This window comes from Pseudomonas sp. GM102 (genome assembly GCF_000282555.1).
GTDB lineage: Bacteria > Pseudomonadota > Gammaproteobacteria > Pseudomonadales > Pseudomonadaceae > Aquipseudomonas.
In genome coordinates, this window is sequence record NZ_AKJB01000116.1 from 19126 (window position 1) to 44346 (window position 25221).

At 59.5% G+C, this 25221-nt stretch carries 23 protein-coding genes and 4 tRNA genes; 5 read left to right on the plus strand and 22 right to left on the minus strand.

The window, feature by feature from the left end:
- Positions 1 to 37 precede the first annotated feature (37 nt).
- Positions 38 to 307 carry a DUF1654 domain-containing protein gene (locus PMI18_RS04615; RefSeq protein WP_123720992.1) on the plus strand — a complete coding sequence of 90 codons (270 nt, stop codon included), beginning with the start codon at positions 38 to 40 and terminating at the stop codon, positions 305 to 307.
- Positions 308 to 311: 4 nt separating this feature from the next.
- Positions 312 to 1001: an endonuclease gene (locus PMI18_RS04610; protein WP_007905908.1), complete on the plus strand. Its 690-nt coding sequence runs from the start codon at positions 312 to 314 to the stop codon at positions 999 to 1001.
- Between the two features lie 70 nt (positions 1002 to 1071).
- On the opposite strand, the gene PMI18_RS04605 is transcribed toward PMI18_RS04610, so the two are convergent.
- Complete coding sequence (locus tag PMI18_RS04605) at positions 1072 to 1437, minus strand: SPOR domain-containing protein (RefSeq protein ID WP_007905910.1); 366 nt, start codon at positions 1435 to 1437, stop codon at positions 1072 to 1074.
- A gap of 249 nt (positions 1438 to 1686) precedes the next feature.
- On the opposite strand from PMI18_RS04605, the gene csrA reads away from it, so the two are divergent.
- The gene (csrA, locus tag PMI18_RS04600) at positions 1687 to 1881 is read left to right on the plus strand and encodes a carbon storage regulator CsrA (RefSeq protein ID WP_007905913.1); all 195 of its coding nucleotides are present in this window, start codon (positions 1687 to 1689) and stop codon (positions 1879 to 1881) included.
- Between the two features lie 194 nt (positions 1882 to 2075).
- Here csrA and PMI18_RS04595 read toward each other — a convergent pair whose 3' ends face one another.
- Positions 2076 to 2531, minus strand: coding sequence for a DUF2214 family protein (locus tag PMI18_RS04595; RefSeq protein WP_007905914.1), 456 nt, complete (start codon positions 2529 to 2531; stop codon positions 2076 to 2078).
- A gap of 113 nt (positions 2532 to 2644) precedes the next feature.
- On the opposite strand from PMI18_RS04595, the gene PMI18_RS04590 reads away from it, so the two are divergent.
- Entirely contained in the window at positions 2645 to 3859 is a 1215-nt protein-coding gene (locus PMI18_RS04590; RefSeq protein WP_007905916.1) for an MFS transporter, read from the plus strand.
- A 55-nt stretch (positions 3860 to 3914) separates the two neighbouring features.
- Here PMI18_RS04590 and PMI18_RS31645 read toward each other — a convergent pair whose 3' ends face one another.
- The 3 genes from PMI18_RS31645 to PMI18_RS04575 all read right to left on the minus strand — a co-directional run bounded on the left by PMI18_RS31645 (position 3915) and on the right by PMI18_RS04575 (position 5299).
- Entirely contained in the window at positions 3915 to 4403 is a 489-nt protein-coding gene (locus tag PMI18_RS31645) for a hypothetical protein (RefSeq protein WP_081499893.1), read from the minus strand.
- 175 nt (positions 4404 to 4578) lie between these two features.
- Positions 4579 to 5046: an anti-virulence regulator CigR family protein gene (locus PMI18_RS04580; protein ID WP_007905922.1), complete on the minus strand. Its 468-nt coding sequence runs from the start codon at positions 5044 to 5046 to the stop codon at positions 4579 to 4581.
- 176 nt (positions 5047 to 5222) lie between these two features.
- Positions 5223 to 5299, minus strand: a tRNA-Val gene (locus tag PMI18_RS04575).
- A 183-nt stretch (positions 5300 to 5482) separates the two neighbouring features.
- Here PMI18_RS04575 and PMI18_RS04570 point away from each other — a divergent pair.
- Positions 5483 to 6766: an NAD(P)/FAD-dependent oxidoreductase gene (locus PMI18_RS04570; protein WP_007905924.1), complete on the plus strand. Its 1284-nt coding sequence runs from the start codon at positions 5483 to 5485 to the stop codon at positions 6764 to 6766.
- A 119-nt stretch (positions 6767 to 6885) separates the two neighbouring features.
- On the opposite strand, the gene PMI18_RS04565 is transcribed toward PMI18_RS04570, so the two are convergent.
- The 17 genes from PMI18_RS04565 to PMI18_RS04485 form a co-directional block, all read right to left on the minus strand.
- Positions 6886 to 9309, minus strand: a complete 2424-nt coding sequence (locus PMI18_RS04565) for a TonB-dependent receptor (RefSeq protein WP_007905925.1) — start codon at positions 9307 to 9309, stop codon at positions 6886 to 6888.
- A 67-nt stretch (positions 9310 to 9376) separates the two neighbouring features.
- Complete coding sequence (locus tag PMI18_RS04560) at positions 9377 to 10318, minus strand: FecR domain-containing protein (RefSeq protein ID WP_033036847.1); 942 nt, start codon at positions 10316 to 10318, stop codon at positions 9377 to 9379.
- A complete protein-coding gene (locus tag PMI18_RS04555) occupies positions 10315 to 10824 on the minus strand; it encodes a sigma-70 family RNA polymerase sigma factor (RefSeq protein WP_007905929.1) in 510 nt (169 codons plus the stop codon). Before PMI18_RS04555 ends, PMI18_RS04560 begins: the two co-directional genes overlap by 4 nt.
- Positions 10825 to 11083: 259 nt before the next feature.
- Positions 11084 to 11160: transfer RNA gene (locus PMI18_RS04550), tRNA-Asp, on the minus strand.
- Between the two features lie 93 nt (positions 11161 to 11253).
- A tRNA-Asp gene (locus PMI18_RS04545) sits at positions 11254 to 11330 on the minus strand.
- Positions 11331 to 11384: 54 nt separating this feature from the next.
- Positions 11385 to 11460: transfer RNA gene (locus PMI18_RS04540), tRNA-Val, on the minus strand.
- A 246-nt stretch (positions 11461 to 11706) separates the two neighbouring features.
- The gene (locus PMI18_RS04535) at positions 11707 to 12483 is read right to left on the minus strand and encodes an SDR family oxidoreductase (protein ID WP_007905933.1); all 777 of its coding nucleotides are present in this window, start codon (positions 12481 to 12483) and stop codon (positions 11707 to 11709) included.
- On the minus strand, positions 12480 to 13691 hold the full coding sequence (locus PMI18_RS04530) for an O-succinylhomoserine sulfhydrylase (RefSeq protein ID WP_007905937.1): 1212 nt from the start codon (positions 13689 to 13691) through the stop codon (positions 12480 to 12482). The genes PMI18_RS04535 and PMI18_RS04530 overlap by 4 nt, the downstream gene beginning before the upstream one ends.
- A 148-nt stretch (positions 13692 to 13839) precedes the next feature.
- On the minus strand, positions 13840 to 15345 hold the full coding sequence (purF, locus tag PMI18_RS04525; protein WP_007905939.1) for an amidophosphoribosyltransferase: 1506 nt from the start codon (positions 15343 to 15345) through the stop codon (positions 13840 to 13842).
- A gap of 41 nt (positions 15346 to 15386) precedes the next feature.
- Positions 15387 to 15947, minus strand: coding sequence for a CvpA family protein (locus PMI18_RS04520; protein WP_007905940.1), 561 nt, complete (start codon positions 15945 to 15947; stop codon positions 15387 to 15389).
- 98 nt (positions 15948 to 16045) lie between these two features.
- Positions 16046 to 16720: an SPOR domain-containing protein gene (locus PMI18_RS04515; protein WP_007905941.1), complete on the minus strand. Its 675-nt coding sequence runs from the start codon at positions 16718 to 16720 to the stop codon at positions 16046 to 16048.
- Positions 16704 to 18011: a bifunctional tetrahydrofolate synthase/dihydrofolate synthase gene (gene folC / locus PMI18_RS04510; protein ID WP_007905944.1), complete on the minus strand. Its 1308-nt coding sequence runs from the start codon at positions 18009 to 18011 to the stop codon at positions 16704 to 16706. The genes PMI18_RS04515 and folC overlap by 17 nt, the downstream gene beginning before the upstream one ends.
- On the minus strand, positions 18008 to 18928 hold the full coding sequence (gene accD, locus PMI18_RS04505; RefSeq protein ID WP_007905946.1) for an acetyl-CoA carboxylase, carboxyltransferase subunit beta: 921 nt from the start codon (positions 18926 to 18928) through the stop codon (positions 18008 to 18010). The genes folC and accD overlap by 4 nt, the downstream gene beginning before the upstream one ends.
- Positions 18929 to 19111: 183 nt before the next feature.
- Positions 19112 to 19732 carry a phosphoribosylanthranilate isomerase gene (locus tag PMI18_RS04500; RefSeq protein WP_007905947.1) on the minus strand — a complete coding sequence of 207 codons (621 nt, stop codon included), beginning with the start codon at positions 19730 to 19732 and terminating at the stop codon, positions 19112 to 19114.
- A 63-nt stretch (positions 19733 to 19795) separates the two neighbouring features.
- Positions 19796 to 20620, minus strand: a complete 825-nt coding sequence (truA, locus tag PMI18_RS04495) for a tRNA pseudouridine(38-40) synthase TruA (RefSeq protein ID WP_033036848.1) — start codon at positions 20618 to 20620, stop codon at positions 19796 to 19798.
- A gap of 620 nt (positions 20621 to 21240) precedes the next feature.
- Positions 21241 to 23898: a FimV/HubP family polar landmark protein gene (locus PMI18_RS04490; protein ID WP_007905954.1), complete on the minus strand. Its 2658-nt coding sequence runs from the start codon at positions 23896 to 23898 to the stop codon at positions 21241 to 21243.
- Positions 23899 to 24107: 209 nt separating this feature from the next.
- On the minus strand, positions 24108 to 25118 hold the full coding sequence (locus PMI18_RS04485) for an aspartate-semialdehyde dehydrogenase (protein ID WP_007905956.1): 1011 nt from the start codon (positions 25116 to 25118) through the stop codon (positions 24108 to 24110).
- Positions 25119 to 25221 lie beyond the last annotated feature (103 nt).

Here is a 25221-nt window from a genome sequence, read left to right on the forward strand (position 1 = left end):
TTAAGCAGTTGCGAAAATGCTTACAGTTAAATACTGTATGCACGTACAGCTTAATAAGGATAATTCCGTGGCCACTCCCTCTGTCTCTCCTGACGCCTATGAACGCCTGGGTATGCGCGTTCAGAAAATCATCAATTCCCCCACCGCCCAGAAAGCCAAAGCTGCTCTGATCTTCCGTCTTCCAGACGAACCCGTGGATGAGTGGGAACGCTTGCTCGAAGAAATCGACGAGAACGACAACGTCACCCTCGCCCATCGCGACGATGGCGGTGTGCAGATTTTCTGGGTTGTGCCGAAGGAAGATTGAGTCAATGAGTGCCCGCTGGTTTGCTTTGCTGCTTCTGTTCATCACCCTCGGCGCCCAGGCTGGCGCCCCACGCACCTTCAACGAAGCCAAGAAAGTCGCGTGGAAGTTGTACGCTCCGCAATCCACCGAGTTTTATTGCGGCTGCAAATACACCGGCAACCGCGTGGACCTCGCCGCCTGCGGCTATGTGCCGCGTAAAAACGCCAAGCGCGCCTCGCGCATCGAGTGGGAACACATTGTCCCGGCCTGGCAGATCGGCCATCAACGCGAATGCTGGCAACAAGGCGGTCGCAAGAACTGCACGCGGTACGACCCGACCTATCAGAAAGCCGAGGCCGATCTGCACAATCTGGTGCCAAGCATCGGCGAGGTGAATGGCGATCGCAGCAACTTCAGCTTCGGCTGGTTGCCCGTGCAATCGGGTCAATACGGTTCGTGCCTGACACAGGTCGACTTCAAGGCGAAGAAGGTCATGCCCCGCCCTTCCATTCGCGGCATGATCGCCCGGACTTACTTCTACATGAGCAAGCAGTACGGCTTGCGCCTGTCAAAACAGGATCGGCAATTGTATGAAGCCTGGAACAAGACCTATCCGGTACAGGCCTGGGAACGTCAGCGCAACCAGAGCGTGGCGTGCGTGATGGGGCGTGGCAACGAGTTTGTCGGCCCGGTAGACATGAAAACCTGCGGCTGACCGACCGCTGAAAACACAAAGGCCTGGGGCATCACACCTCAGGCCTTTGTTCGTTTCTAGCCGTTTTTGTTTATTGAGCCGTCGGATGTTCGACCACCAGCGCCTCGATATTCCTTTTCTTTGCCCGGGTGAGCGCTGCCGTCACCTCAGCTTGCTTGGCTTGTGCCTCGGTTTTCGAATTGAACGGCCCTATCAGGATACGAACTTTTCCGTTCTCCCTGATGACGCTGGAAACGAAGCTATGCTCAATCAACCAGCCGCTCAGGTCGCTGACCGCCTGGGGGGTTTCGCCACGCACCTCGACGTCCCATTGCGGACCGGTTGTCGCCGCGGGTACGGAAGCGACTGTCGGTTGCGGCTTTTGCGCGTTAACCCCCTTACCCTCATCGCACCCGGCCAACGTCAATACTGCGATTACCAAGGCCATTTTGCGCACAACGCTTCCCTCTGGATGCTGAAAGCGGCGATTTTAACACTTATGGATCCTGCTCGAGCGCCGCAAAATGGGCGCAAAACAACGAGAATGATGGTTGCGGCCTCTGTATAGTTACGCCTTGGGAATTAATGCAGCATCTGCGCGTCAGAAAGAGGCACCCAAACTGCGAGACTTCGCACTAATCTATACCTATACCGACCTCTGCACTGTCCGAATCAGGTGCCCTACAAAGCAATCAAGGAGAAAACCATGCTGATACTCACCCGCAAAGTCGGTGAAAGCATAAACATCGGTGACAACATTACGATCACCATTCTGGGCGTTAGCGGCCAGCAAGTCCGGATTGGCATCAACGCCCCGAAAGACGTTGCGGTGCATCGCGAAGAAATCTATCAACGCATTCAGGCCGGCCTGACCGCCCCAGACAAACCGCAAACCCCCTGAATCCTGCTGTGGTCAGTAGCCAGCCCATTCTGCCTCGAATAACGGCTGGCTAAAGATTCAAGCACCGCATCATCGCCTTCTGCCCAGCCTCTTTGCGATACCGTCGCAACGTGGAGCCGATACTACCGCCCATCTCATGCCATGACTGTCAGACGTTTCGGATTTACTGCGAGAAAGAGCCTCCTCCTTCGTGGCTAACCAAACGTTACCCCACGCGCCATGCCCGTGGCGGCCACGACCATCAGTATCAGCAGCAGCGCTTCGATATGACTGATACGGGCAAACAGTGTTGCGCGCCCGGTATTGATCGCCACCCCACGCCCCAGCGCAATCCGCCATTTGATCAGCGCCACCATCGGCGCAATTTCAAGCAACAGGATAAGGACGAAGAGCGTCATTTTGAGATGAAACAGCGGTTGGTGAAGATAGTAATCAGTGCCTTTTTCATACCCGCCAAAAGCTCGCATCCCACCCGTGACCAAGAGAATGACTGCAGAGATCCCCCACAGATTATCCGCAACCAAAACGCTGCGCGCCTCCCCCACCCCGGCAATCAGACGACGTAAAGCCGTACCGCGGGTCAGTACCGCCCAGAAGCCCAGTGCAAAGGCCAAGAGGTGAATCGCCGCCAGAAACCAGTGAGCCAGCATCGACATACTCCTTACAGACGAAGTTGAAACAGCCCTACAGTAGTAGTTCATCGGAGGATATTTGCCCAAAGCACGTGGCTCCGCTGATACACCGCCATCGACATGAGGTCACTATGCGTAAGGATTACCTGGCTTTCTTTATCTCGCTGTTCCTGTCCCGGCTGGCTGACCAGATCCTGCTGTTCATCGTCCCGCTGATTGTCTTTCAGACCACCAACAGTGTCTCTTTGGCCGGCCTAGCTTTTTTTGCCGAGTCGTTGCCGCGCTTTCTGGCATTTCCCGTATGCGGTGCACTGTGCGACAAGTTTTCGCCCATTCGCATCCTACACATCAGCCAGGTCTACCGTGCAGCGGCCTGCGTCGCAGCCGTGGCACTGTATGGCGTGTTTGATGGCATCTACTGGATCGTGATTCTGTCCGTGCTGTGTGGCGTGTTGACCACCCAGGGCATCATGGCCCGCGAAGTGGTCATGCCCTACATTTTCAAGCAATACACCTACACCAAGACCCTCTCCTATTCGCAGATCGCCGATCAGACCGGGCTGGTGCTTGGCCCACTGGTCGCGGCGCTGATGCTGGAAGTCTGGGCGTGGCACTGGGTGGTGCTGGGGATTGCCGGGCTGTTTCTGCTGGCTGATCTGGCGATGCTGATCTGGCAACGCACCAGCTCGATTACTCTGGAGTCGTTCGAACAACATCAGGACATCTGGCTGCAACCGCTGCGCATTGCATTCGGGCATATTCGCGACCTGGCGGAACTGCGGAAGGTGATCAGCCTGGCGGTGGGCGTGAACCTGATCATCGGTATAACCCTGGCCACATCAGCAGCCATGGTGATCGGCCAATACAGCGCCAGCAAAGACTTTTATGCAGGGCTGCAAGCCGCTGGGGCGGTGACCACCATTGTCATTCTGTTCTTCCTGGCGCGGGTGACCTTACCGATGAGAGTACTGGGAGTCGTTTCTTATACGATGATTGCCGCCGGCGCTCTGACCACTGCCTTCAGTCCGAACGCTTGGGGGTATGCCATCGGCTTCCTGCTGATCGTCGGTTTCGACAAGATGTTCAACTTATACATACGCAGCATCCGCCAGCAGGTGATTCCACCCAAGGACTTCGGCAAGACCGTGGGCGTCATTACCTTGCTGAACAATCTTTCTCAACCATTGGCCGGATTGCTGATCGCCTTGTTGGCCGCCCCTCTGGGAGCACAGAAAGTCATTCTGCTGCTGGCGGTGATCACTGGCTTGATCGGGGTGGGCGTGGCGTTTTTTGCCAGGGCGAGCAATGCAACTGCTGTCCCGGTGCCCGATTCAATTGGCAAATAGCGGGCGCAAAAAAGCCGGGATCCTGATGGATACCCGGCTTTTGAGAATTTTGGACTTAATCTGTTCTTTTTGAAGTCGAAGTGCGAGCGTTGCTTAATCCTTTCGCATTGTGATCACCGGGCGTAGAGGCCGAAATGGCAGAAGCCTTCGTTACTCCTCGCGTATCCCGGGAATTCGCAATGCCCGAAGTCACCGAACCATGGCCGCTATCACCATTACGATCGTTACCGTAGTGGTTGCCACTGAGACCACGGTCGCGTACAGCTTTGCCTGCGTGATCACTGCTCAAGCCATTGCCGTGGCCATTGCTGACGCCGCCGGAATGGCCGGAACCACCGTGGCCACCACCGTTACCACCACCATTGCCACCGCCGTTACCACCACCATTGCCGCCGCCGTTACCACCACCACCACCACCACCACCACCACCATCTTTCGCGTAGGCGGAACTCATGATGGACAGGTCAGCGGGCAATAATGGGGCGGCCGCAAGCATCATCACGCATGACATGACGGCTGCAAAACTCTTGTTTTTTAATAACATGGGGAGGTTCCGTGTGGTTGATATTGCACGGAGTAATTGACTGTTTCGGTGGCACACAGTTCAAAAGCCGACGACCAGCGGGCAGGCAATGTGCAATTATCGAAAAAATGCACATTGCTTCCCGTGATTTACAGGTCGTTATGCTGCGAGGACGCGATTGAATTGGTCGGTTTCATCAATCGAATGCGCCATTGAGAACCTCGTAGATGATCCCGGTAGCGATCGCCACCAATATCAAGTCAGTGCCAGCCTGGCGCCACTCGTAGCCATCGTAATGCGGAAGCCTGCCGAGCAATCGGCCATCGAGTTTTTTGGCGATTCCCGGCGGTAGCGGTTTTCCACGGGCGAGGTTTTTTTGAATGCCGGGTGGCAAGGCGGGCCCGGGGCTCCAGTAGTCGCGATAACCACCCACGATGCCAAGGACACTACCGTGGTTGATGCTCGGGCCGTGACTCCAATCGTCCCCCCCTGAACCTTTGCCTTTGTTTCCGTGGCTGGCGTTGCCATGGTCCTGGATGTTTTGTGGATTTCCCTTGCCGCTTCCCTGGCCCTTCCCGTTTCCCGGGTCGGCCAATGCAGTCATTGAACCGGACGCCAAGGCAAGACACGTCATAGCGGTAATCAACGAGCGAGATCTAAACATATCCGTTCTCTCAGAAAGGGGATGGCCCCTGCAATGTATAGACGGTTATGGCTGCGTTAGTTCAGAAACTCTGCTCGCTGGAGGTGGGCCATCGGCTCAAGTTAAATCGCAAAGAACAAAAAAGGGCCCACCTTTCGGTGAGCCCTTCTAGACCGCCCAGCAGAGCGGATTTTGTTTGGTAGGCGCGATTGGACTCGAACCAACGACCCCCACCATGTCAAGGTGGTGCTCTAACCAACTGAGCTACGTGCCTGCTGTGAGGCGGCATTCTACGGAATTCCGGAGGGGTGTCAACACCTTTTTTTCACCTAACCCTATGAATATGCAAAATATTTAATTTTGCTGTGGCAAAGAAGATTTTCCGGTGGCTGGCGGTCATTTTTTAACTCGGGTAGGATCGATGCACTCGTAAAATATATTAAACAGAGGCTGCAGGATGGCGAACACTCCCTACCCAGAGTCCTATTACGCCGCGTCGGCTAATGCAGCGCCGCCGCGCCCGGCCTTGCAGGATGATGTAGAGACTGATGTCTGTGTCATCGGCGCCGGTTATACCGGCCTGTCCTCTGCCCTGTTTCTGCTGGAGAACGGTTTTCGGGTAACAGTCCTGGAAGCCGCCAAAGTGGGTTTTGGCGCATCGGGGCGCAACGGTGGCCAGATCGTTAATAGCTACAGCCGTGATATCGATGTGATCGAGCGCAGTGTCGGTCCCAAGCAAGCTCAGCTGCTGGGGCAAATGGCGTTCGAGGGTGGACGGATCATTCGTGAGCGGGTGGCCAAATACAACATCCAGTGCGACCTGAAGGACGGCGGTGTGTTCGCCGCCATTACCGCCAAGCAGATGGGCCACCTGGAATCCCAGAAGCGCCTGTGGGAGCGTTTCGGTCATACGCAACTTGAGCTATTGGATCAGCGACGCATCCGTGAAGTGGTGGCTTGCGATCAATACGTCGGCGGCATGCTCGACATGAGCGGCGGGCATATTCATCCGCTCAACCTTGTCTTGGGCGAGGCAGCAGCCGTGGAGTCGCTGGGCGGCACCATTTACGAGCAGTCGCCAGCGGTGCGCATCGAGCGCGGCGCCAATCCGGTGGTGCATACGCCTCAGGGCAAGGTCAGGGCCAAATTCATCATCGTCGCCGGCAATGCTTATATCGGTAATCTGGTGCCGGAGCTGGCGGCCAAGTCGATGCCCTGCGGGACTCAAGTGATCGCCACTGAACCCTTGGGCGATGAATTGGCCAAGCGCCTGTTACCCCAGGACTACTGCGTCGAAGACTGTAACTATCTGCTCGACTACTACCGCCTGAGCGCTGACAAACGCTTGATTTTCGGCGGCGGCGTGGTCTATGGCGCGCGCGATCCGGCGAACATCGAGGCGATCATTCGACCGAAAATGCTCAAGGCCTTCCCGCAGCTCAAGGACGTGAAAATCGATTACGCCTGGACCGGCAATTTCCTGCTGACCCTGTCGCGACTTCCTCAGGTCGGACGACTAGGCGACAACATCTACTATTCCCAGGGTTGCAGCGGCCACGGCGTAACGTATACGCACCTGGCGGGCAAGGTACTGGCCGAAGCATTGCGCGGTCAGGCTGAGCGTTTTGATGCCTTTGCCGACTTGCCCCACTACCCATTCCCTGGCGGGCAATTGCTGCGTACACCGTTCGCTGCGTTGGGCGCCTGGTATTACGGATTGCGGGACAAGTTCGGATACTGATCGATAGAGGTGGAAAGGTGCCAGCGAAGGCGTCATCACGTACGCCTTCGCCGGCAAGCCTGACTCCTGCGAAAGCGGTTCATTCACTGGCATTACGCTGAATGCGCCCCTTCGCTGATTCAGAAGTCGACTGTCGCTGAAAGCAGGTAGGTGCGCGGTGTCGCGAGCGTCAAGCCAGGCTCGCTGTCATCCGAGGCCCCGGCCGAACTCCAGTAGCGTTTGTCCGCCACGTTCTCGACATTGGCACGCAGGGTGATGTTCTTTTCATCGATCTTGAACGCGTAGCGTGCACCCACGTCGAAACGCTCCCAGGCGTCGATTTCCTTGTTGTTGGACTGGTCCAGATACTGCGAGCTGGAATAGAGGCCGCGACTGGTCAGGGTCAGGCCCTGTACGGTCGGCACATCCCACTCGGCGCCCAGATTGACGTTGTATTTCGGCGTGGCTGGCGCCCGGTTGCCGTCATAGGTGCCATTGGTGGTATTGGTCAACTCGCTGTCGATGTACATGACACCGCCGAGCAGGCGAAAGCCTTTGAGCGGTTCACCGAACACACTCAGCTCCACACCCGTGTTCTCACGCTTGCCGTTCGGGCCAAAAACCCTCGTCGTGGCGTTGGTCTCATAGGCCGGCTGCTTGATCCGGAACACCGCGGCGGTCACGGCGAACGCACCCGCGTCATACTTGGCGCCAACCTCGACCTGGCGGCTGATGAACGGCGGGAATATCTCGTCCTCGTTCACCGAGGTCGACGGCGCGATCTTGCCCTGGCTCAGGCCCTCCATGTAGTTGGCATACAGCGACAGCTTATCGGTTGCCTTGAACAGGATGCCGCCTGACGGAGAAACCTTTTCCTCATCGTAAGCCGTGGCGCCTTTGACGTTATCCGCCCAGTCGTCAACCTTTACGCGCTGCCAGCGGGCGCCGAGGGTCAGCAGCAGCCGGTCATCGAAGAAACCCAGAGTGTCGGACAACGCCACGCCGCTGAAGCGGTTCTCGGTGTAGACCTTCGAATCGAGCCGAGTGGGCCTGCCAGGAGTTGGTGTTTCCACCGGGTCGTAGAGGTTGCTGCGGGCCGCGGCATAACGGGCGCCGCCATTTTCGAAATCCATGTAGAAATAGCTCGCGGCCAGGTTGACCTCATGGCTCACCGGGCCAGTATGAAACCAGTTGCGCACCCCTGCCGTGGCCGTCCGGACATTTTCGTCACGGGTGAAGTCTCGCGGCTGAACGCTGAAATCGCCGGCGTCGTTGGTGACGGCAACGGCATGCCGGAGAAAGTCATGGTTGCTTTTACGCGCGCCCACACCGCCGTACAGCATGACGGAATCGCTGACATCGAATTCGCCGTTCACCGCCCCGAAAGTGTCGTTGGTACTCGCCTTGCTCCAGGGTTGCGCATAGTTGTCGCGCACATCGTTCGCATTCGGCACCTTGGCATTGGCGCCGACCTGCACGCGCTCCTGCGGGGCGTCGGTATCACGCTCGGTGCGCCCGATGTCCGTCGAGAGTCGCAGGCGTTCACCGCGAAAATCCAGGCCCAGCACGGCCATCTCGCGATCGACACTCTGGTGATCCCATTCGGTGTCGCCGGACTGCTTCACGCCGTTGAAACGAATACCGAATTTGTTGTCCTCACCGAAGCGCCGACCAACATCCACAGCACCGCCGACCTGGTTGTCGGAAGCGTAGCTACCGGTAAACGAAGTGATGGGCTTGTCGGTCGCGCGCTTGGGCACCACGTTGATCCCGCCCCCCACACTGCCCCGCGGCGATATGCCGTTGATGAGCTGGCTCGGGCCTTTGATGATGTCGACGCGGTCGGCCATCTCCATGTCGATCGTATAGGTCGGCAGGACGCCGTAGAGACCGTTGTAGGCGACATCACTGTTGAACAGGCTGAGCCCGCGAATGGTGAACTGCTCATAACGCCCACCCGCCGGGTTGGTGGCGCGAACCGAAGGATCACTGGCGATCAGGTCGCCCAAGGTACGAGCCTGCAGGTTTTTGACCGCCTCGCCGGTATAGGTGGTCATGCTGAACGGCGTTTCCATAAAGTCTTTCGAGCCCAGCAAACCTTGCGAACCGCGGCGCGCGACCTGGCCGCCGGCATACACCTCGCCGTCCGCCCCGCCCGTGGCACCGAGAATCGAGGTGGGGGCCAGTTGCAAGCTGCTGCCTTCTGGCGCCGGGGTCAGGATGTAGGCCTGTTCGCCCACCGGCTGCAGCTGCAGACCAGAACCCTGCAATAGCCGGGCAAAGCCCTCCTCGACCGCGAATTCGCCGGAAAGACCCGGGCTGGTGCGACCGCCCACCAGCGCCGGATCGACCGAGAGATTGACGCCAGACAGACCCGCAAACCGGGTCAGCGCATCGCTCAGGCTACCGGCAGGCACCTGATAATTGCGCCGGGCACTGTCTTCGGCCCAACTGGCAGTGATGAACAACGGACTGGCACTCAGGCCCAACAACAGGCTCAGGTGCAACAACGGACGCAGGCGCGAAGAAGCCGGACGCGGACAGCAAGGTATTACTGCGGGCATTGAAATAGCTCTCTTGATTCGTTCACATGCCTTGAATGACAAGCGAGTCGAAAAAAGGGGACAGGCTTCACACACTATTTTTGCGCGGCAGCAACGTCACCCAATAACGGGTACGTGAATGCACCTCCAGCGGCAGACTGGCCGCGAGCAACGCGAGGACGCGATCGGTGTCGTCCAGGCGGAAACTGCCGGTGACCCGCAACGCTTCAAGCTCCGGCTCCCAACGCAGCACACCCGGTCGATACGTGCCGAGTTCGCGCAGGAAATCTCCCAGCGGCTGGTTTTTCGCCATCAGCACGCCCTCTCGCCAACCCGGCGCAAGCACATCGAATGGGCTGATCGGCCCGACGCCGACGGCTTGAAGACTGACTTGTTGACCACTGCGCAAAGCCGACACCGACCCCTGCAAGGGCTGCAATTGCACGGCGCCGTTGTACACCGACACGCGGCAACCGCGCGCTTCCTGACGAACACAGACTTCGCTTTGGCTGACGATGATCTGTCCAAACTTCGTTTGGATCGTCAGCGGCGACGCACTCGGGACCTTCAGCGACAGTTCGCCCTCAATCAGCTTCAAGCGACGGCCCTGCAAATCCACATCGACGGCACTGGCCGTGTTGAGCTGCAAGGAACCGCCATCAGCGAGCTGCACCTTTTGGCGCTCTCCGGTGGCCGTATGCAGATCAGCTCGCCAGACATCCAGGGGCAATTGTCGGCTGATCAGCCAAGCGGCCGGCACCAACGCCACCGCACCCAATGCACGCTTGAGCACTACACGCCGACCCGGCTCGGGGCGATCCAGACTTTTGAGCGCTAACGCTGAAGGCAAACTGGCAAACCGCTGACGCAAGGCTTGAGCCTTCTGCCAAGCCTGCTCGTGACTGACGCAACTGTCACGCCAACGCTGCAGATTCGCACGATCCTGCTCGTTGGCACTTCCAGATTCCAGCAAGGCGAGCCACTGCGCGGCAGCTCGCACCGCCTGACGGGCATCGGGCACCGGGTTCACAGCTCCACCAACAGGCAATGCTCATAGGCTTGCGCCATGTAGCGTTTGATCGTGCGCTCCGATACCCGCAGGCGCTCGGCGATTTGCTGATAGTTCAAACCTTCCAGCTGACTCCAGAGAAACGCCCTACGCACCGCCGCTGGCAGTCCATCGAGCAGTTCATCCAGGGCTTGCAGGGTTTCGAGCAACAACCAACGCTGTTCGGGCGATGGCACACAGTCTTCCGGCAATGCCGCCAGTGCCGTCAGATAAGCCTGCTCAAGGCTTCGTCGTTTATAGAAATTACTCAGCAGGCGTTTGCCCACGGTCAGCAGATAGGCACGGGGCTCTTGCAGATCGGCAATTCGTTGAGAGCTGGCGAGCAAACGCAGGAACGTATCCTGGCTCAGGTCCGCCGCATCACAGCCATTGCCCATGCGTCTTCTCAACCAGCCTTCCAGCCAGCCACGGTGATCGCGGTACAGGTCGTGGAAGGTTTGCTCCTTCGGCATCGCCGCATCACTCATCTCAAGAAGCCCTGTGCCAAGGAGTTGTCGTAAATGAGAGTGATTCTAATTAATGTCGGAGCTGTGAACCAAGTCCTTTATGCGATTGGGGCGCAGAAAGGTTGGCCGGGAAGGACATGAGAGAGGAAAAGCCAAATCGCAGACACAAAAAACCCCGGTCTTTCGACCAGGGTCTTTGCTATCGACTCGAAACAGATACCGGTTTTACCAGCAGCTTGTTTCGTAGCTCCAAGGCGTTCAGTGGGCCTTGAGGCAGATATGGCGCAGCGGACGGGACTCGAACCCGCGACCCCCGGCGTGACAGGCCGGTATTCTAACCGACTGAACTACCGCTGCGTATCGCTTTGGACTTTCGTCCAAGTAACTCGTCTGACTGGAAAGCTTCGAGGCTTTTCAATCTCGAGGCAGGTAAACCTGACTCGGAAAATATGGCGCAGCGGACGGGACTCGAACCCGCGACCCCCGGCGTGACAGGCCGGTATTCTAACCGACTGAACTACCGCTGCGCGTCGGTGGAGGCTTTTCAGCTTCCCTCTTGCTTGCGCAAGAGTCTCAAGAAGTGGTGGGTGATGACGGGATCGAACCGCCGACATTCTGCTTGTAAGGCAGACGCTCTCCCAGCTGAGCTAATCACCCTTTGCTTCTCTGAGGCCGCGAAATTTACGCAGGTATCGAAGCTAAGTCAATACCCCGCTTGAAGTTTTTCTGAAAAAGACAAAATTGTGTCTTACACAGTCAGACCGCTTTCGCGAGCAAGCCCGCTCCCACACGGGATCTGCGGTGGACCACAGGTTTGTGATCGACATAAATTCAGTGTGGGAGCGGGCTTGCTCGCGAAGACGGCGGCACATTCAACATCAATGCAGACTACATCTATCGGTGTTACTCGCTGTAAATCATCTTCTTGGTCATGCCACCATCAACCACGAATTCCTGGCCCGTGACGAATCCGGCGTTCTTGGACAGCAACCACGCCACCATCGCCGCCACATCCTCGACCGTCCCCACCCTGCCCGCCGGATGCTGCGCATGATCGGCGTCGGTCAGTGGTTCGGCACGCCGCGCTGCCGGGTCTCGCGCGTCGATCCAGCCCGGACTGACCGCATTGACGCGAATCTCCGGCCCCAAGCTGATGGCCAAGGCGTGAGTCAGGGCCAACAGACCGCCCTTGCTCGCCGCATAAGCCTCTGTGTCGGGTTCTGACTGACCGGCACGGGTCGAGGCCAGATTGACGATGGCGCCGCTGTGAGCGCGCAGGTACGGCGCACAATGTTTGGCCAACAGCATCGGCCCGCTGAGGTTCACCGCCAATACCCGGTTCCAGTAGGCCAGATCAAGGCTTTCCAGGGTGATGTTGTGCGGGTCGGCCACCGCGGCATTGCACACCAGCGCATCCAGGCGCCCGAACTGTCCCAGCACCTCGGCCACGCCTAGAGCCACCTGAGCTTCGTTCGCGACGTCCATGGCGATGAACCAGGCGTTTTCGCCAAGCACCTTCGCCACTTTCGAACCGCGCTCCCGATCCAGATCGGTCAGCACCACCTGCCAGCCTTCACTGATCAGCCAGGCCGCAATCCCCAGACCGATGCCGCGCGCAGCACCGGTGACCAGCGCGACGCGGCCATGGGTACCCGTGGTCGGCGTCGACAACTCGATCACAAGGCAGCCAACCCGCGCGCCAGATCGGCCTGCAGGTCTGCCACATCTTCCAGGCCAACCGCAATGCGGATCAGACTGTCACGGATCCCCGCCGCTTCACGCTCTTGCGGCGCGAGACGGCCGTGAGAGGTGGTGCTCGGGTGTGTGATAGTGGTTTTGCTGTCGCCCAGGTTGGCGGTGATGGAGATCAGGCGCGTCGCATCGATAAAGCGCCAGGCGCCCTCTTTGCCACCCTTGACCTCGAAACTCACGACCGCACCGAAACCCTTCTGCTGACGCTGGGCCAGCTCATGCTGCGGATGGCTCTTGAGACCGGCGTAATGGACTTTCTCGATACCGTCCTGCTGCTCCAGCCATTCGGCCAGTTGCTGGGCATTGGCGCAGTGCGCCTTCATGCGCAGGCTCAGCGTTTCCAGACCTTTGAGGAAGATCCAGGCGTTGAACGGGCTCAGGGTCGGCCCGGCAGTACGCAGGAAACCGACGACTTCTTTCATTTGCTCGCTACGACCGGCCACAACGCCGCCCATGCAACGACCCTGGCCGTCGATGAACTTGGTCGCCGAGTGCACAACGATGTCCGCGCCCAGCTTCAACGGCTGCTGCAACGCCGGTGTGCAGAAGCAGTTGTCGACTACCAGCATCGTGCCCTTGGCGTGCGCGATTTCCGACAGAGCCTTGATATCCGCCAGTTCGGCCAGTGGGTTGGAGGGCGACTCGACGAACAGTAACTTGGTGTTGGCCTTGATCGCCGCATCCCAGCCGGACAAGTCCGCCAGGGGCACGTAATCGACTTCGATGCCGAAGCGCTTGAAGTACTTCTCGAACAGGCTGATGGTCGAACCGAACACGCTGCGCGAGACCAGCACATGATCGCCGGCGCTGCACAGGCTCATTACCACCGCCATGATCGCAGCCATGCCGGTGGCAGTAGCCACGGCTTGCTCGGCACCTTCCAGCGCGGCAATACGCTCTTCGAATGCGCGCACGGTCGGGTTGGTGTAGCGCGAGTAAACATTGCCCGGCACTTCGCCAGCAAAGCGCGCGGCCGCGTCGGCGGCGGTACGGAATACGTAGCTGGAAGTGAAGAACATCGGATCACCGTGTTCGCCTTCCGGCGTGCGGTGCTGACCGGCGCGTACGGCCAGGGTATCGAACGCTACGCCTTCGAGGTCGCTGTCCAGCCGACCGGCATCCCAATCCTGACTCATGCTGTCACTCCTTGCCTTGTTCGGTAGTAGATACAAAACCGGCCTTGAGGCAGGACACCATTGTAGGAGCGAGGCTTGCCCGCGAAGAGGCCCTTGGGAACGCCAAAAGCTTCGCGGGCAAGCCTCGCTCCTACAGGCCGGTTCTTACTCAGTTGTTGTACAGATCGATGATCGCACTGACTGCCTGGGTCTTGACCTTGGAGGCATCGTTGCGCGCCTGCTCGATCTTGTTCAGGTAAGCCTCGTCGACGTCGCCGGTGACGTACTGGCCGTCGAACACCGCGCAATCGAACTTCTCGATCTTGATCTTGCCGCCACCGACCGCTTCGATCAAGTCAGGCAGGTCCTGATAGATCAACCAGTCAGCGCCGATCAGGTCGGCAACGTCCTGGGTCGAACGGTTGTGCGCGATCAACTCGTGAGCGCTCGGCATGTCGATGCCGTAGACGTTCGGGTAACGCACAGCCGGTGCCGCGGAGCAGAAATAGACGTTTTTGGCGCCGGCTTCGCGAGCCATCTGGATGATCTGCTTGCAGGTTGTGCCGCGAACGATGGAGTCGTCCACCAGCATCACGTTCTTGCCGCGGAACTCCAGCTCGATGGCGTTGAGCTTCTGGCGTACGGATTTTTTCCGTGCAGCCTGGCCCGGCATGATGAAGGTCCGGCCGATGTAGCGGTTCTTCACGAAGCCTTCGCGGAACTTGACGCCCAAGTGGTTCGCCAGCTCCAGGGCCGCGGTGCGGCTGGTGTCCGGAATCGGGATAACCACGTCGATGTCGTGATCCGGACGCTCGCGCAGGATCTTCTCGGCAAGCTTCTCGCCCATGCGCAGGCGGGCCTTGTAGACCGAGACGCCGTCGATGATCGAGTCCGGACGCGCCAGGTAGACGTGTTCGAAAATGCACGGAGTCAGCGACGGATTGGTCGCGCACTGACGGGTGTGCAGCTTGCCGTCTTCAGTGATGTAAACCGCTTCGCCCGGTGCCAGGTCGCGAATCAGGGTGAAACCGAGTACGTCCAGCGAAACGCTTTCGGAGGCGATCATGTACTCGACGCCTTCGTCGGTGTGACGCTGACCGAAAACGATCGGGCGGATGCCGTGCGGATCGCGGAAACCGACGATGCCGTAACCGGTCACCATCGCCACGACCGCATAACCACCGACGCAACGGTTGTGCACGTCGGTGACAGCAGCGAACACGTCTTCTTCGGTCGGCTGCAACTTGCCGCGCTGGGCCAGCTCGTGTGCGAACACGTTGAGCAGCACTTCCGAATCGGAGTTGGTGTTGACGTGGCGCAGGTCAGATTCGTAAATCTCCTTGGCCAGCTGTTCAACGTTGGTCAGGTTACCGTTATGCGCCAGAGTGATGCCGTACGGCGAGTTGACGTAAAACGGTTGAGCTTCGGCCGAAGTCGAGCTGCCCGCGGTCGGGTAACGCACATGGCCAATGCCCATGTGGCCGACCAGGCGCTGCATGTGACGCTGATGGAACACGTCACGCACCAGCCCATTGTCCTTGCGCAGGAATAACCGGCCATCATGGCTGGTCACGATACCGGCAGCGTCCTGGCCGCGGTGCTGGAGGACGGTTAGCGCGTCATACAGCGCCTGATTGACGTTCGACTTACCGACGATACCGACGATGCCACACATGCGACGCAACCCCTACTTAATGGATCTGAACTGAACACAACTCACTGAGGCGTTTTGGCCGTCGGCAAGAGGTGCTCCTTGAACGGTATATCAGCGGGTACGCTGATTCCGCTGGCAAGCCACTGACTGCTCCACCCAAGAATCAGGTTTTTGGACCAGTCTGCGACCAATAGAAATTTTGGCACGAGCTGTGATTGTTGCCACCACCCGTCCTGCTGTACCGGCCCCAGGCTCAACAGCCCGACCGCCACGACCACCAGCAACACGCCACGCGCGGCGCCGAAGGCCATGCCGAGGAATCGATCGGTCCCGGATAGCCCGGTGACGCGAACCAATTCGACGATAAGATAATTGATCATTGCGCCTACGATTAAAGTGGCGACAAACATGATGGCACAGCCCGTGATCACACGAGCCGATGGCGTTTCGATGTATCCGCCGAGGTACTCGGACAATGAACCACCGAACATCCAGGCAACGGCTCCTGCGATGATCCAGGTCAGCAGCGAGAGTGCTTCTTTGACGAAGCCGCGGCTAAGACTGATCAAAGCGGAGATGGCGACGATTGCAACGATCGCCCAGTCAACCCAGGTAAATGGCACAGTGCAGCCTACAGACAGATAAGGCGGCGCATTTTAGCAGAGCCCATGGCTGTCGGTAAGCTGAGATTATCAGTGCTTTTCAAATCAGGGCGATAGTTTTAACCACGCTCAGGCTGAAAACGCACCACAAAACCCTTGAGGTTCTGCTGGCGGCTCAACAAGTCACGCAGACGATCGGCTTCCGCGCGCTCGATCAGCGGCCCGACGAACACCCGATTCTTGCCATCGGCAGAGCGGATATAGGCGTTATAGCCTTGGCTGCGCAGGGTTTTCTGCAGGCTTTCAGCGCTCTCACGGCTCGACAGGCTGGCCAGTTGCACCGACCAGCTGACCGACAGGCCATTTGCATCGACGCGGCTTGGGGTGGCAGCCGGCTTGGTCGGTGCAGCAGCGATTGGCTGGGCAGGTGCTGGTACAGGCTTGGCGACTGGCGCCGGAGGCGTGACCGGTTTGACAGCTGATGGCGCTGGTGGTGCTGCTACAGGAGCACTCGGCGCACTCGGCGCAATCGGTGTCGAAGGCGCTTGCTGCGCGGCCATTTCCTCATCGCTTGGCACAGGCTCCTGCGGCAACGCCTGCGGCTCAGGCACCACCACCGGCTCAACCTGCACTTGCGGCACAGCCGGCGCTTGCGGTGCAGCCGGTGCGTCAACACTCACCTGGCGCTGTTCGTCCTGACGGGAAAACAGCATTGGCAGGAAAATCACCGCCAGCGCCACCAGCACCAGGGCGCCGACCATGCGCTGCTTGTACGCCTTATCCAGCAAAGCCATTTGCCGCTTCCTCCGTGGAGTGCCGGGCCAGCCATTCAAGGGCCTCGGCGACACAATAAAATGATCCGAACAACAGAATTTCGTCGTCGCTCGTCGCCTGCGCGCACTGCCCTTCCAGGGCGGCGGCCACGCTGTCATAAGACGTTACCGAGGCACCAAGATTCTGCAACGCCGCGTGCAACTGCTCGACAGGCCGCGCCCTCGGCGAGTCCAGCGGGGCGACAGCCCAATGCTGGACACTAGCATTCAATTCACCGACAACACCATCCAGATCCTTGTCCGCCAACAACCCGAACACCGCCAGACGCTTGCCGGCCGGTGGTCGACTGGCCAGACGACGGGCCAGGTATTCTGCCGCATGGGGGTTGTGCCCCACGTCCAGCAACACATTAAGACGCTTGCCCTGCCAGTCGAACTGACGGCGATCGAGACGACCGACCACGCGTGTCGCTTTCAGGGCTTCGATAATCTGCGCATCCACCCAAGGCAAACCGAGCAGCAGGTAAGCCTGCAACGCCAGGGCGGCGTTCTCCATCGGCAGATCGAGCAATGGCAGATCATGCAACTCGACTGCACGCCCTTGAGCATCAAGGCCGCGCCATTGCCAGTTGTGATCGGTGATACCCAGGTCGAAATCGCGTCCACGCAGGAAAAACGGGCAATTGAGCTCGCGCGCTTTATCCAGCAAAGGCTGAGGGGGATTCAGATCGCCACAGAGCGCAGGCGCGCCCTGGCGGAAAATGCCGGCTTTCTCGTAAGCCACGGACTCACGGGTATCACCCAGATAGTCCGCATGATCGACACCGATACTGGTGACCAGCGCCATGTCTGCGTCGACTACGTTGACCGTATCCAGGCGCCCGCCCAGCCCCACTTCCAGCACCACCGCATCAAGCCCTGCCTGTTGAAACAGCCAGAACGCCGCCAGGGTGCCCATCTCGAAGTACGTCAGGGAAGTGTCGCCACGACCGGCCTCGACCGCAGCGAAGGCTTCGCACAGCTGGGCGTCAGTGGCTTCGACGCCATTGACCTGCACCCGCTCGTTGTAACGCAGCAGGTGCGGAGAATTGTAGACACCCACGTTCAGGCCCTGCGCCCGCAGCAACGAAGCCACGAACGCGCAGGTAGAACCCTTGCCGTTGGTGCCAGTAACCGTGATCACCCGAGGCGCCGGCTTGCCCAGTCCCATGCGGGACGCTACCTGCTGCGAACGCTCCAGCCCCATGTCGATGGCCGAGGGATGCAACTGTTCAAGGTAGGCGAGCCACTCGCCAAGGGTGCGTTGGGTCATATGTTGGCAGGCACCGGCGGAACCACGATCGGCTCGATCGGCGCGGCGACGAATTTTGGCGTCGGCAGGCCCATCATTTGTGCCAGCAGGTTGCCCAGACGCGGACGCAGTTCCTGACGGTGAATGATCATGTCGATCGCGCCGTGTTCCAGCAGGAACTCACTGCGCTGGAAGCCTTCCGGCAGTTTTTCGCGAACGGTTTGTTCGATAACGCGCGGACCGGCGAACCCGATCAGGGCTTTCGGCTCACCGACGATAACGTCGCCGAGCATCGCCAGACTGGCGGAAACACCGCCGTAGACCGGGTCGGTCAGTACCGAGATGAACGGAATGCCTTCTTCACGCAGACGCGCCAGCACCGCAGAGGTCTTGGCCATTTGCATCAGGGAGATCAGCGCTTCCTGCATCCGCGCACCACCGGAGGCGGCGAAGCAGATCATCGGGCAACGGTTTTCCAGGGCGTAATTGGCGGCGCGCACGAAGCGCTCACCGACGATGGCGCCCATCGAACCACCCATGAAGGAGAATTCGAAGGCCGATACCACGACCGGCATGCCCAGCAAGGTGCCGCTCATGGAGATCAGTGCGTCTTTTTCGCCGGTCTGCTTTTGTGCAGCGGTGAGGCGATCCTTGTACTTCTTGCCGTCGCGGAATTTCAGACGGTCAACCGGCTCCAGGTCTGCACCCAGTTCGGCACGGCCGTCAGCGTCGAGGAAGATGTCGATGCGCGCGCGCGCGCCGATACGCATGTGGTGGTTGCACTTGGGGCAAACATCCAGGGTCTTTTCCAGCTCCGGACGATACAACACCGCCTCGCAAGACGGGCATTTGTGCCACAGACCTTCAGGCACCGAGCTCTTCTTGACCTCGGAACGCATGATCGAAGGGATCAGTTTGTCTACTAACCAGTTGCTCATGCTTTCTTTCTCCAGTACCGGCGGCCCGAACGCTCTGGTTCGCAGCCCCGCGTATGCCCTTGAGCTAAATTCATATGTGTGGCGATGATCGATGGCGTGCCGGGTCAGCGAGATGCGACCTGCGTACAACCCCAAATATCCTCAGCCATGCCTGTGGACGGCGGCAGTGTGCCAGCCGTCACATCAAGCCCCAACAACCGCTTTGATGAATGCCTGAATCTTTGCGTGATCCTTGATGCCCTTGCTCGCCTCTACTCCACCGCTGACGTCCACCGCGTAAGGCCGAACCCGGGCAATCGCCTCGGCGACGTTGTCCGGTGTCAAACCGCCAGCCAGAATGATCGGCTTGCTCAGGCCGTGCGGTATCAGAGACCAGTCGAACGCTTCACCGGTTCCGCCGGGAACGCCTTCGACGTAAGTGTCGAGCAAGATCCCGCTGGCACTGGCGTAGGCATCGCAAGCTGCTGCGATGTCATCACCGGCCTTGACCCGCAACGCCTTGATGTATGGCCGATGCCAGCCTTCGCAGTCGGCCGCGGTTTCGTCGCCATGGAACTGCAACAGGTCCAGCGGCACGGCGTCGAGGATTTCCCCCAACTCGCAGCGGCTGGCATTGACGAATAAACCCACGGTGGTCACGAACGGCGGCAAGGCCTTGATGATCGCCCTCGCCTGCTGAAACGTCACGGCCCGCGGGCTTTTGGCGTAGAACACAAATCCGATGGCATCGGCCCCGGCCTCGACCGCTGCCAACGCATCTTCTATGCGGGTAATCCCACAAATTTTGCTGCGAACGGCTGACATGTCGATAGAACCTCAGGACAAATCCGGGAAAGTCCCGGATGGTAACAAAAGCGTTCGAGGGCGTCAGCCGTCAAGTTCCGAGAAACCGGTGAGGAAGTGTGGGCCGATGTAACGCTCGGGCAGTTCGAACTCGTCGCGGTACTCGACCTGTACCAAATACAGACCAAACGGATGGGCCGTCACCCCACCGGAACGACGGATACGACTTTCCAGCACTTCCTTCATCCACTCCACGGGACGCTCGCCGGCGCCGATGGTCATCAGAACCCCGGCGATGTTGCGCACCATGTGATGCAGGAACGCACTGGCGCGAATATCCAGCACGATCATTTTGCCGTGGCGCGTCACACGCAAATGATGCAGCTCCTTGATCGGCGACTTGGCCTGACACTGACCGGCGCGGAATGCGCTGAAGTCGTGGGTACCAACCAGATACCGGGCAGCCTCGGACATGCGCTCGACGTCCAGCGGGCGGTGGTTCCAGGTAATTTCATCATTCAGGTGCGCCGGACGGATCTGATCGTTGTAGATCACATAGCGATAGCGCCTGGCGATCGCCTTGAACCGCGCATGGAAATGCGCCGGCATGACCTTCGCCCAACTGACGCTGACGTCGTGGGGCAAGTTGATATTGGCGCCCATGACCCAGGCCTTCATCGAACGCTCGACCTGGGTATCGAAATGCACCACCTGACCGCAGGCATGCACACCGGCATCAGTGCGCCCGGCGCAGAGCAGCGACACGGGTGAGTCGGCGACTTTGGACAAGGCCTTTTCGAGGGTTTCCTGCACCGTGAGCACACCGGAGGCCTGACGCTGCCAGCCGCGATAACGCGAACCTTTGTATTCAACGCCCAACGCGATCCGGAAAAAGCCGTCGGCTGCCATTTCGGCGGCCGGATTATCTATGTTTGCCAAGGGGTGACAGCCTGCTGATCTGCGCAAAGGCAGGCATTATAAGGCCGCCGGGCGGGGATGCCAGAGCCGCGTGATCTTCGCGCCCTGCCCGACCGGTGCAATGTCGGCTTTGATGTTGAACGGGATGTCCTCATCGCGAGCAGGCTCGCTCCCACAGGGGAATGGGTGGCAGGCGCAAATGATGCAGACATCCCCGATCAAATGTGGGAGCGAGCCTGCTCGCGATGGCGGTATAACTGCCGACAGCTGGGTTGAATGTGCTGGCCTCTTCGCGGGCAAGCCTCGCTCCTACAGGGGGAATGGGTGGCAGGCGCAAATGATGCAGACATCCCCGATCAAATGTGGGAGCGAGCCTGCTCGCGATGGCGGTATAAGCGCCGATAGTCAGGTTGAATGTGTTGGCCTCTTCGCGGGCAAGCCTCGCTCCTACAGGGGGAATGGGTGCCAGGCGCAAATGATGCGAACAACCCCGATCAATGTAGGAGCGAGGCTTGCCCGCGAAGGCGATCCAACAGGCGCCATCGCATCCCCGCCCAAACAAAAACGGCAGCCTCGATGGGCTGCCGTTTTGTTTATGCCTTACCGATGACTCACGCCAGACGCGACAGCATTTCCTTGGCTTCGCTCTTCTGACCGGCATCACCCTCGGTCACCACCTCATTGAGGATGTCCCGAGCGCCGTCGTTGTCGCCCATGTCGATGTAGGCCTGGGCCAGGTCGAGTTTGGTGGCGACTTCGTCGGTGCCGGAGAGGAAATCGAAGTCCGGCTCATCAGCCGCGGAGGCCAAAGCGTCTTCGGCGGTGAAGCTAGGTTCACCTAAACTCTGGGACAGACGATCCAGCTCAGCGTTGACGTCGTTGAGTTCACTTTCGAAGGCATCAGGCTGATCCGGGGTAGCGGCGTCCATTTCATCGGCCAGCGACAGATCGAAGTCCGCCGGCAGCTCCAGATCGTCAAGCGGTACCTCTGTCACGGTTGGTGCTTGGGCGGCAGGCAAGTCCTTGAGGTCTTCATCCAGACTCAGCAGGAAGTCGTCTTCGACCAGGGTTGCCGGCGAGGCGTCGCCGCCCAGATCCATGTCCAGGTCGAAGTCCGACAGATCGTCGAGGTTTTCCTTGATTTCAGTCTGTTGCTGCAACACCGACTCAAAGCTCAGATCGTCGTCCAGCGGGAATTCGTCCAGCTCAGCCAAAGCTTCTGGCTCTGGTGTTGGCTCTGGTGCCGGCTCTGGCACCGCCGCAACGGCAGGCGAGATTGGAGTAGCCGCCTCCAGATCGTCCAGGCTCAGATCGAAGGCGCTGTCGAAGTCGGACAATGCCGGTTCCGGGGCTTGCGGTTCGTCCAGCAACAGGTCCTTGACGTACTGCGCATCCAGCTCAGCGGCGATGGCGGCGGCGGCCAAACCGCTAGCCGCCACAACAGCCATGGCCGGGAAGCGGCTTTTCAATTCTTCAACCCGGGCGAAGTTATCGCCGTTGGCCACCAGTTGACGCTCCTGAGCGACGAACGCATCGCGGTCGCCCTGCTGACCGTAGACTTCCATCAACTTCAAGCGCAGGTCACTGCGTTGCGGCTCTTGCTTGATGGCGTCTTCCAGCAATGCAGCGGCCTGATTCAGACGACCGCCCGCAATGTGCGACTGCACCTGAGTCAGTACGTCGTCGGAACGCTCGGAACGCTCGGCGGCACGCGATACCAGTGGCGCAGCGATCGGCGGCGTTACCACAACTGGGGTAATCACCGGGGCCGGCGCGGGCGCAGGTGTTGGTGCGGTTGCAAGCTTCACGCTCGGCGGCGGAACTTCCAGACCTTCGAAGCTGCTTTCCGGCAGGTCCTGGTCGGCGGAAAACTCTTGCTCCTCCGCCAAGGCACGAGCCATCCGCAGATGCTTCTCGGCCTCTTGCTGGGCTTTGCGGCGACGGGCCAGCAACAGCAGCAAGAGCAACAGAACCACCGCACCACCACCCACCAGACCCAACAGGATCGGGTTGGTCAGCAGCTCGTTGAATTTCTGATCATCGGATGTCGCAGGTGTTGGCTCGACGGCTGGCGCCGGAACGGCTTCCGGTGCAGCAGCCTCTGGTGCAGGTGCAGGCGCCGGAACCGCATCTGCAGGCGCTGCCGCAGGGTTGGCCGCCAGCTCAGCCGACATCACCGGAGCGGTCGTAGCCGCCGTCGGTGCGTCCGCGCCGCCTTCGGCCTGCAACTTGGCCAATTGGTTGTTCTTCAGTTCGATCAGGCGTTGCAGCTTGTCCAGCTGACTTTGCAGATCGCTCATGCGGCTTTTCTGCTCAGCATTGTCACGACGAGCCGCGTCGAGGCTTTCCTGGGTGACGGCCAGCTTGTCGCTCAACGCTTTCGCATCACCAGCGGCACCTTTGCCACCCTTGCCGGTGTCGGCAGAGACCAGGCTCAGTTTGTCTGTGGCGACTTGCGACGAAGCACCTTCACCGCGAGCACGTTTGGTGGCGTCGAGTTGCTGCTGACCGGTTCCCGGTTTCGCCACGTAGCGACGACCCTGACGCCAAGCGGTGTTCTGCGCGGCGACTTCAGCGATGGCCTTGGGTTGTGGCAGGTTGGTGCTCTGCACCTGATCAGGCAGGCGCAGCACCTGACCGGTTTTCAGTCGGTTAATGTTGCCGTCGATGAACGCATCCGGATTCATCGCCTGGATGGCCAGCATGGTCTGCTGAATCGAACCGCCATTACGCGCCTTCGCGGCTATTTCCCACAGGGTATCGCGCGGCGTGGTGGTGTGTTGCGACGGCTTGGTGGCGCCGGTGACTGGCGCGGTCACTGTTTGGGATGGCGCCGGTTGCGCGGCCGCATCGGCGGTTTGCGGCGAGAATTTGGACGGATCGAGCAGCACGCTGTAATCGCGCAGCAGACGACCGTTGGGCCACATCACCTGAACCAGGAATTTCACCATCGGTTCGGACAGCGGTTTGCTGGACGTGACGCGCAGGATGCTTTTGCCGCTGGCGTTAAGCACGGGGGTGAAAGTCAGGTCATTGAGAAACGCCTGACGATCGACACCGGCCTTGGCGAAATCTTCGGGCGAGGCCAGGCTCGGCACCACTTCGGCAGCCGTAAGGTCCTTGACGTCGAGCAACTCGATTTCTGCTACCAGAGGCTGGTTCAGCGTCGATTTCAGGGTCAATTCCCCGAGCCCGAGGGCATGCGCCATACCGGAGGACAGCGCCGAGGCGGCCGCTATTGCTAACACCAGTTTGCGAACTTGAACCATAACCTCTTCCTTTGTTTGAACATTCCTCGGCCAGCGAGAAGGTGTTGATTGCCGCTGCCGTAAGGCATTGCGCGCGGCGGCGAAGGGTCGTCGCGCGCGATCATTTCATTCATGCCATGGGAAGCCCTGCGGGGTGGCTCACCTTAAAGCATTCCGGCCAAGCATGACGCTCGACGGGAATCATTCGATAAATTGTTGCCAAGTATCTTTTACAGCAGGTCTTTTATCAACAATTCAGCCACCTGCACAGCATTGAGCGCGGCGCCTTTGCGTACGTTATCTGACGTCAGCCACACATTAAGTTCCGCCGGGTCGTCGATCCCGCTACGAACCCGACCAACGTAAACCACGTCCTGCCCTACCGCATCGCCTACCGGGGTCGGGTAATCACCCGCCTCGACCAGTTCGATACCGGGCGCCGCTTCCAGAGCTGCGTTGACTTTCGCCAGGTCGACAGCGCTCGACGACTGCAAGGTCACGCTAAAGCTATCGCCAAAAAACACCGGAGCTTGAATGCAAGTGACGGAAATCTTTAATGAAGGTAGCGCCATGACCTGACGTAGCTCGCGCACCAGACGTTTTTCCAGCAGCGTATGACCTTGAGCATCAGGCGTACCGACTTGGGCCAGCAGGTTGAAAGCCATCTGCCGATCGAAAAACGCTGGCTCCAGCGGGCGCACATTGAGCAGCTCGGCGGTTTGCCGGGCCAGCTCGGTGACTGCTTCGCGGCCTTGGGCAGAGACCGCCAGACATGCCGTCAAGCTGATGCGTTGCAGGTCGAGCAAACCGAGCAACGGCGCCAGCACCACCGCCAGTGTCGCGGCCGAAGGGCTTGGGCTGCTGACCTGGAAGGGCTTTTTCAGGCTGGCCAGAATTTCAGCGTTGGCCTCAGGCACCACTTGCGGCGCCTGATCGGCCGGCAAGGCGCCGGACAGGTCGATCAGCGAGCAACCGGCGGCCGTGGCACGTGGAGCGAAACTGAGGGTCACCGCCGGACCGGCGGCAAAGAACACCAACTGGACTTTGCTGAAATCGAACTCATCGACTTCCCGCACCCGCACGTTCTTGCCGCGAAACGGCACCGAATGACCGGCCGATTCACTGCTCGCCAGCAGGTGCAGGTTACCGACCGGAAAGTCCCGCTCTTCGAGAATCTGGACGAGTGTTTCGCCGACAGCACCGGTGGCGCCGATCACGGCAATATCGAAGGATTGGCTCATGGTTCTACCTCTGGCGAAACGGGGGGAGCGGCACTTTACCGGGTGGTTGGCGTGCAGGCAATTCACGCCCACCCTGATCGTTCCCACGCTCTGCGTGGGAACG

What these genes read in the sequence shown, in the direction of transcription:
- PMI18_RS04615 (WP_123720992.1), top strand. Translation starts at nt 38, where the DNA reads ATGCACGTACAGCTTAATAAGGATAATTCCGTGGCCACTCCCTCTGTC.
- PMI18_RS04610 (WP_007905908.1), top strand. Translation starts at nt 312, where the DNA reads ATGAGTGCCCGCTGGTTTGCTTTGCTGCTTCTGTTCATCACCCTCGGC.
- csrA (WP_007905913.1), top strand. Translation starts at nt 1,687, where the DNA reads ATGCTGATACTCACCCGCAAAGTCGGTGAAAGCATAAACATCGGTGAC.
- PMI18_RS04595 (WP_007905914.1), bottom strand. Translation starts at nt 2,531, where the DNA reads ATGCTGGCTCACTGGTTTCTGGCGGCGATTCACCTCTTGGCCTTTGCA.
- PMI18_RS04590 (WP_007905916.1), top strand. Translation starts at nt 2,645, where the DNA reads ATGCGTAAGGATTACCTGGCTTTCTTTATCTCGCTGTTCCTGTCCCGG.
- PMI18_RS31645 (WP_081499893.1), bottom strand. Translation starts at nt 4,403, where the DNA reads ATGTTATTAAAAAACAAGAGTTTTGCAGCCGTCATGTCATGCGTGATG.
- PMI18_RS04580 (WP_007905922.1), bottom strand. Translation starts at nt 5,046, where the DNA reads ATGTTTAGATCTCGCTCGTTGATTACCGCTATGACGTGTCTTGCCTTG.
- PMI18_RS04570 (WP_007905924.1), top strand. Translation starts at nt 5,483, where the DNA reads ATGGCGAACACTCCCTACCCAGAGTCCTATTACGCCGCGTCGGCTAAT.
- PMI18_RS04565 (WP_007905925.1), bottom strand. Translation starts at nt 9,309, where the DNA reads ATGCCCGCAGTAATACCTTGCTGTCCGCGTCCGGCTTCTTCGCGCCTG.
- PMI18_RS04555 (WP_007905929.1), bottom strand. Translation starts at nt 10,824, where the DNA reads ATGAGTGATGCGGCGATGCCGAAGGAGCAAACCTTCCACGACCTGTAC.
- PMI18_RS04530 (WP_007905937.1), bottom strand. Translation starts at nt 13,691, where the DNA reads ATGAGTCAGGATTGGGATGCCGGTCGGCTGGACAGCGACCTCGAAGGC.
- purF (WP_007905939.1), bottom strand. Translation starts at nt 15,345, where the DNA reads ATGTGTGGCATCGTCGGTATCGTCGGTAAGTCGAACGTCAATCAGGCG.
- PMI18_RS04515 (WP_007905941.1), bottom strand. Translation starts at nt 16,720, where the DNA reads ATGGCTTTGCTGGATAAGGCGTACAAGCAGCGCATGGTCGGCGCCCTG.
- folC (WP_007905944.1), bottom strand. Translation starts at nt 18,011, where the DNA reads ATGACCCAACGCACCCTTGGCGAGTGGCTCGCCTACCTTGAACAGTTG.
- accD (WP_007905946.1), bottom strand. Translation starts at nt 18,928, where the DNA reads ATGAGCAACTGGTTAGTAGACAAACTGATCCCTTCGATCATGCGTTCC.
- PMI18_RS04500 (WP_007905947.1), bottom strand. Translation starts at nt 19,732, where the DNA reads ATGTCAGCCGTTCGCAGCAAAATTTGTGGGATTACCCGCATAGAAGAT.
- truA (WP_033036848.1), bottom strand. Translation starts at nt 20,620, where the DNA reads ATGGCAGCCGACGGCTTTTTCCGGATCGCGTTGGGCGTTGAATACAAA.
- PMI18_RS04490 (WP_007905954.1), bottom strand. Translation starts at nt 23,898, where the DNA reads ATGGTTCAAGTTCGCAAACTGGTGTTAGCAATAGCGGCCGCCTCGGCG.
- PMI18_RS04485 (WP_007905956.1), bottom strand. Translation starts at nt 25,118, where the DNA reads ATGAGCCAATCCTTCGATATTGCCGTGATCGGCGCCACCGGTGCTGTC.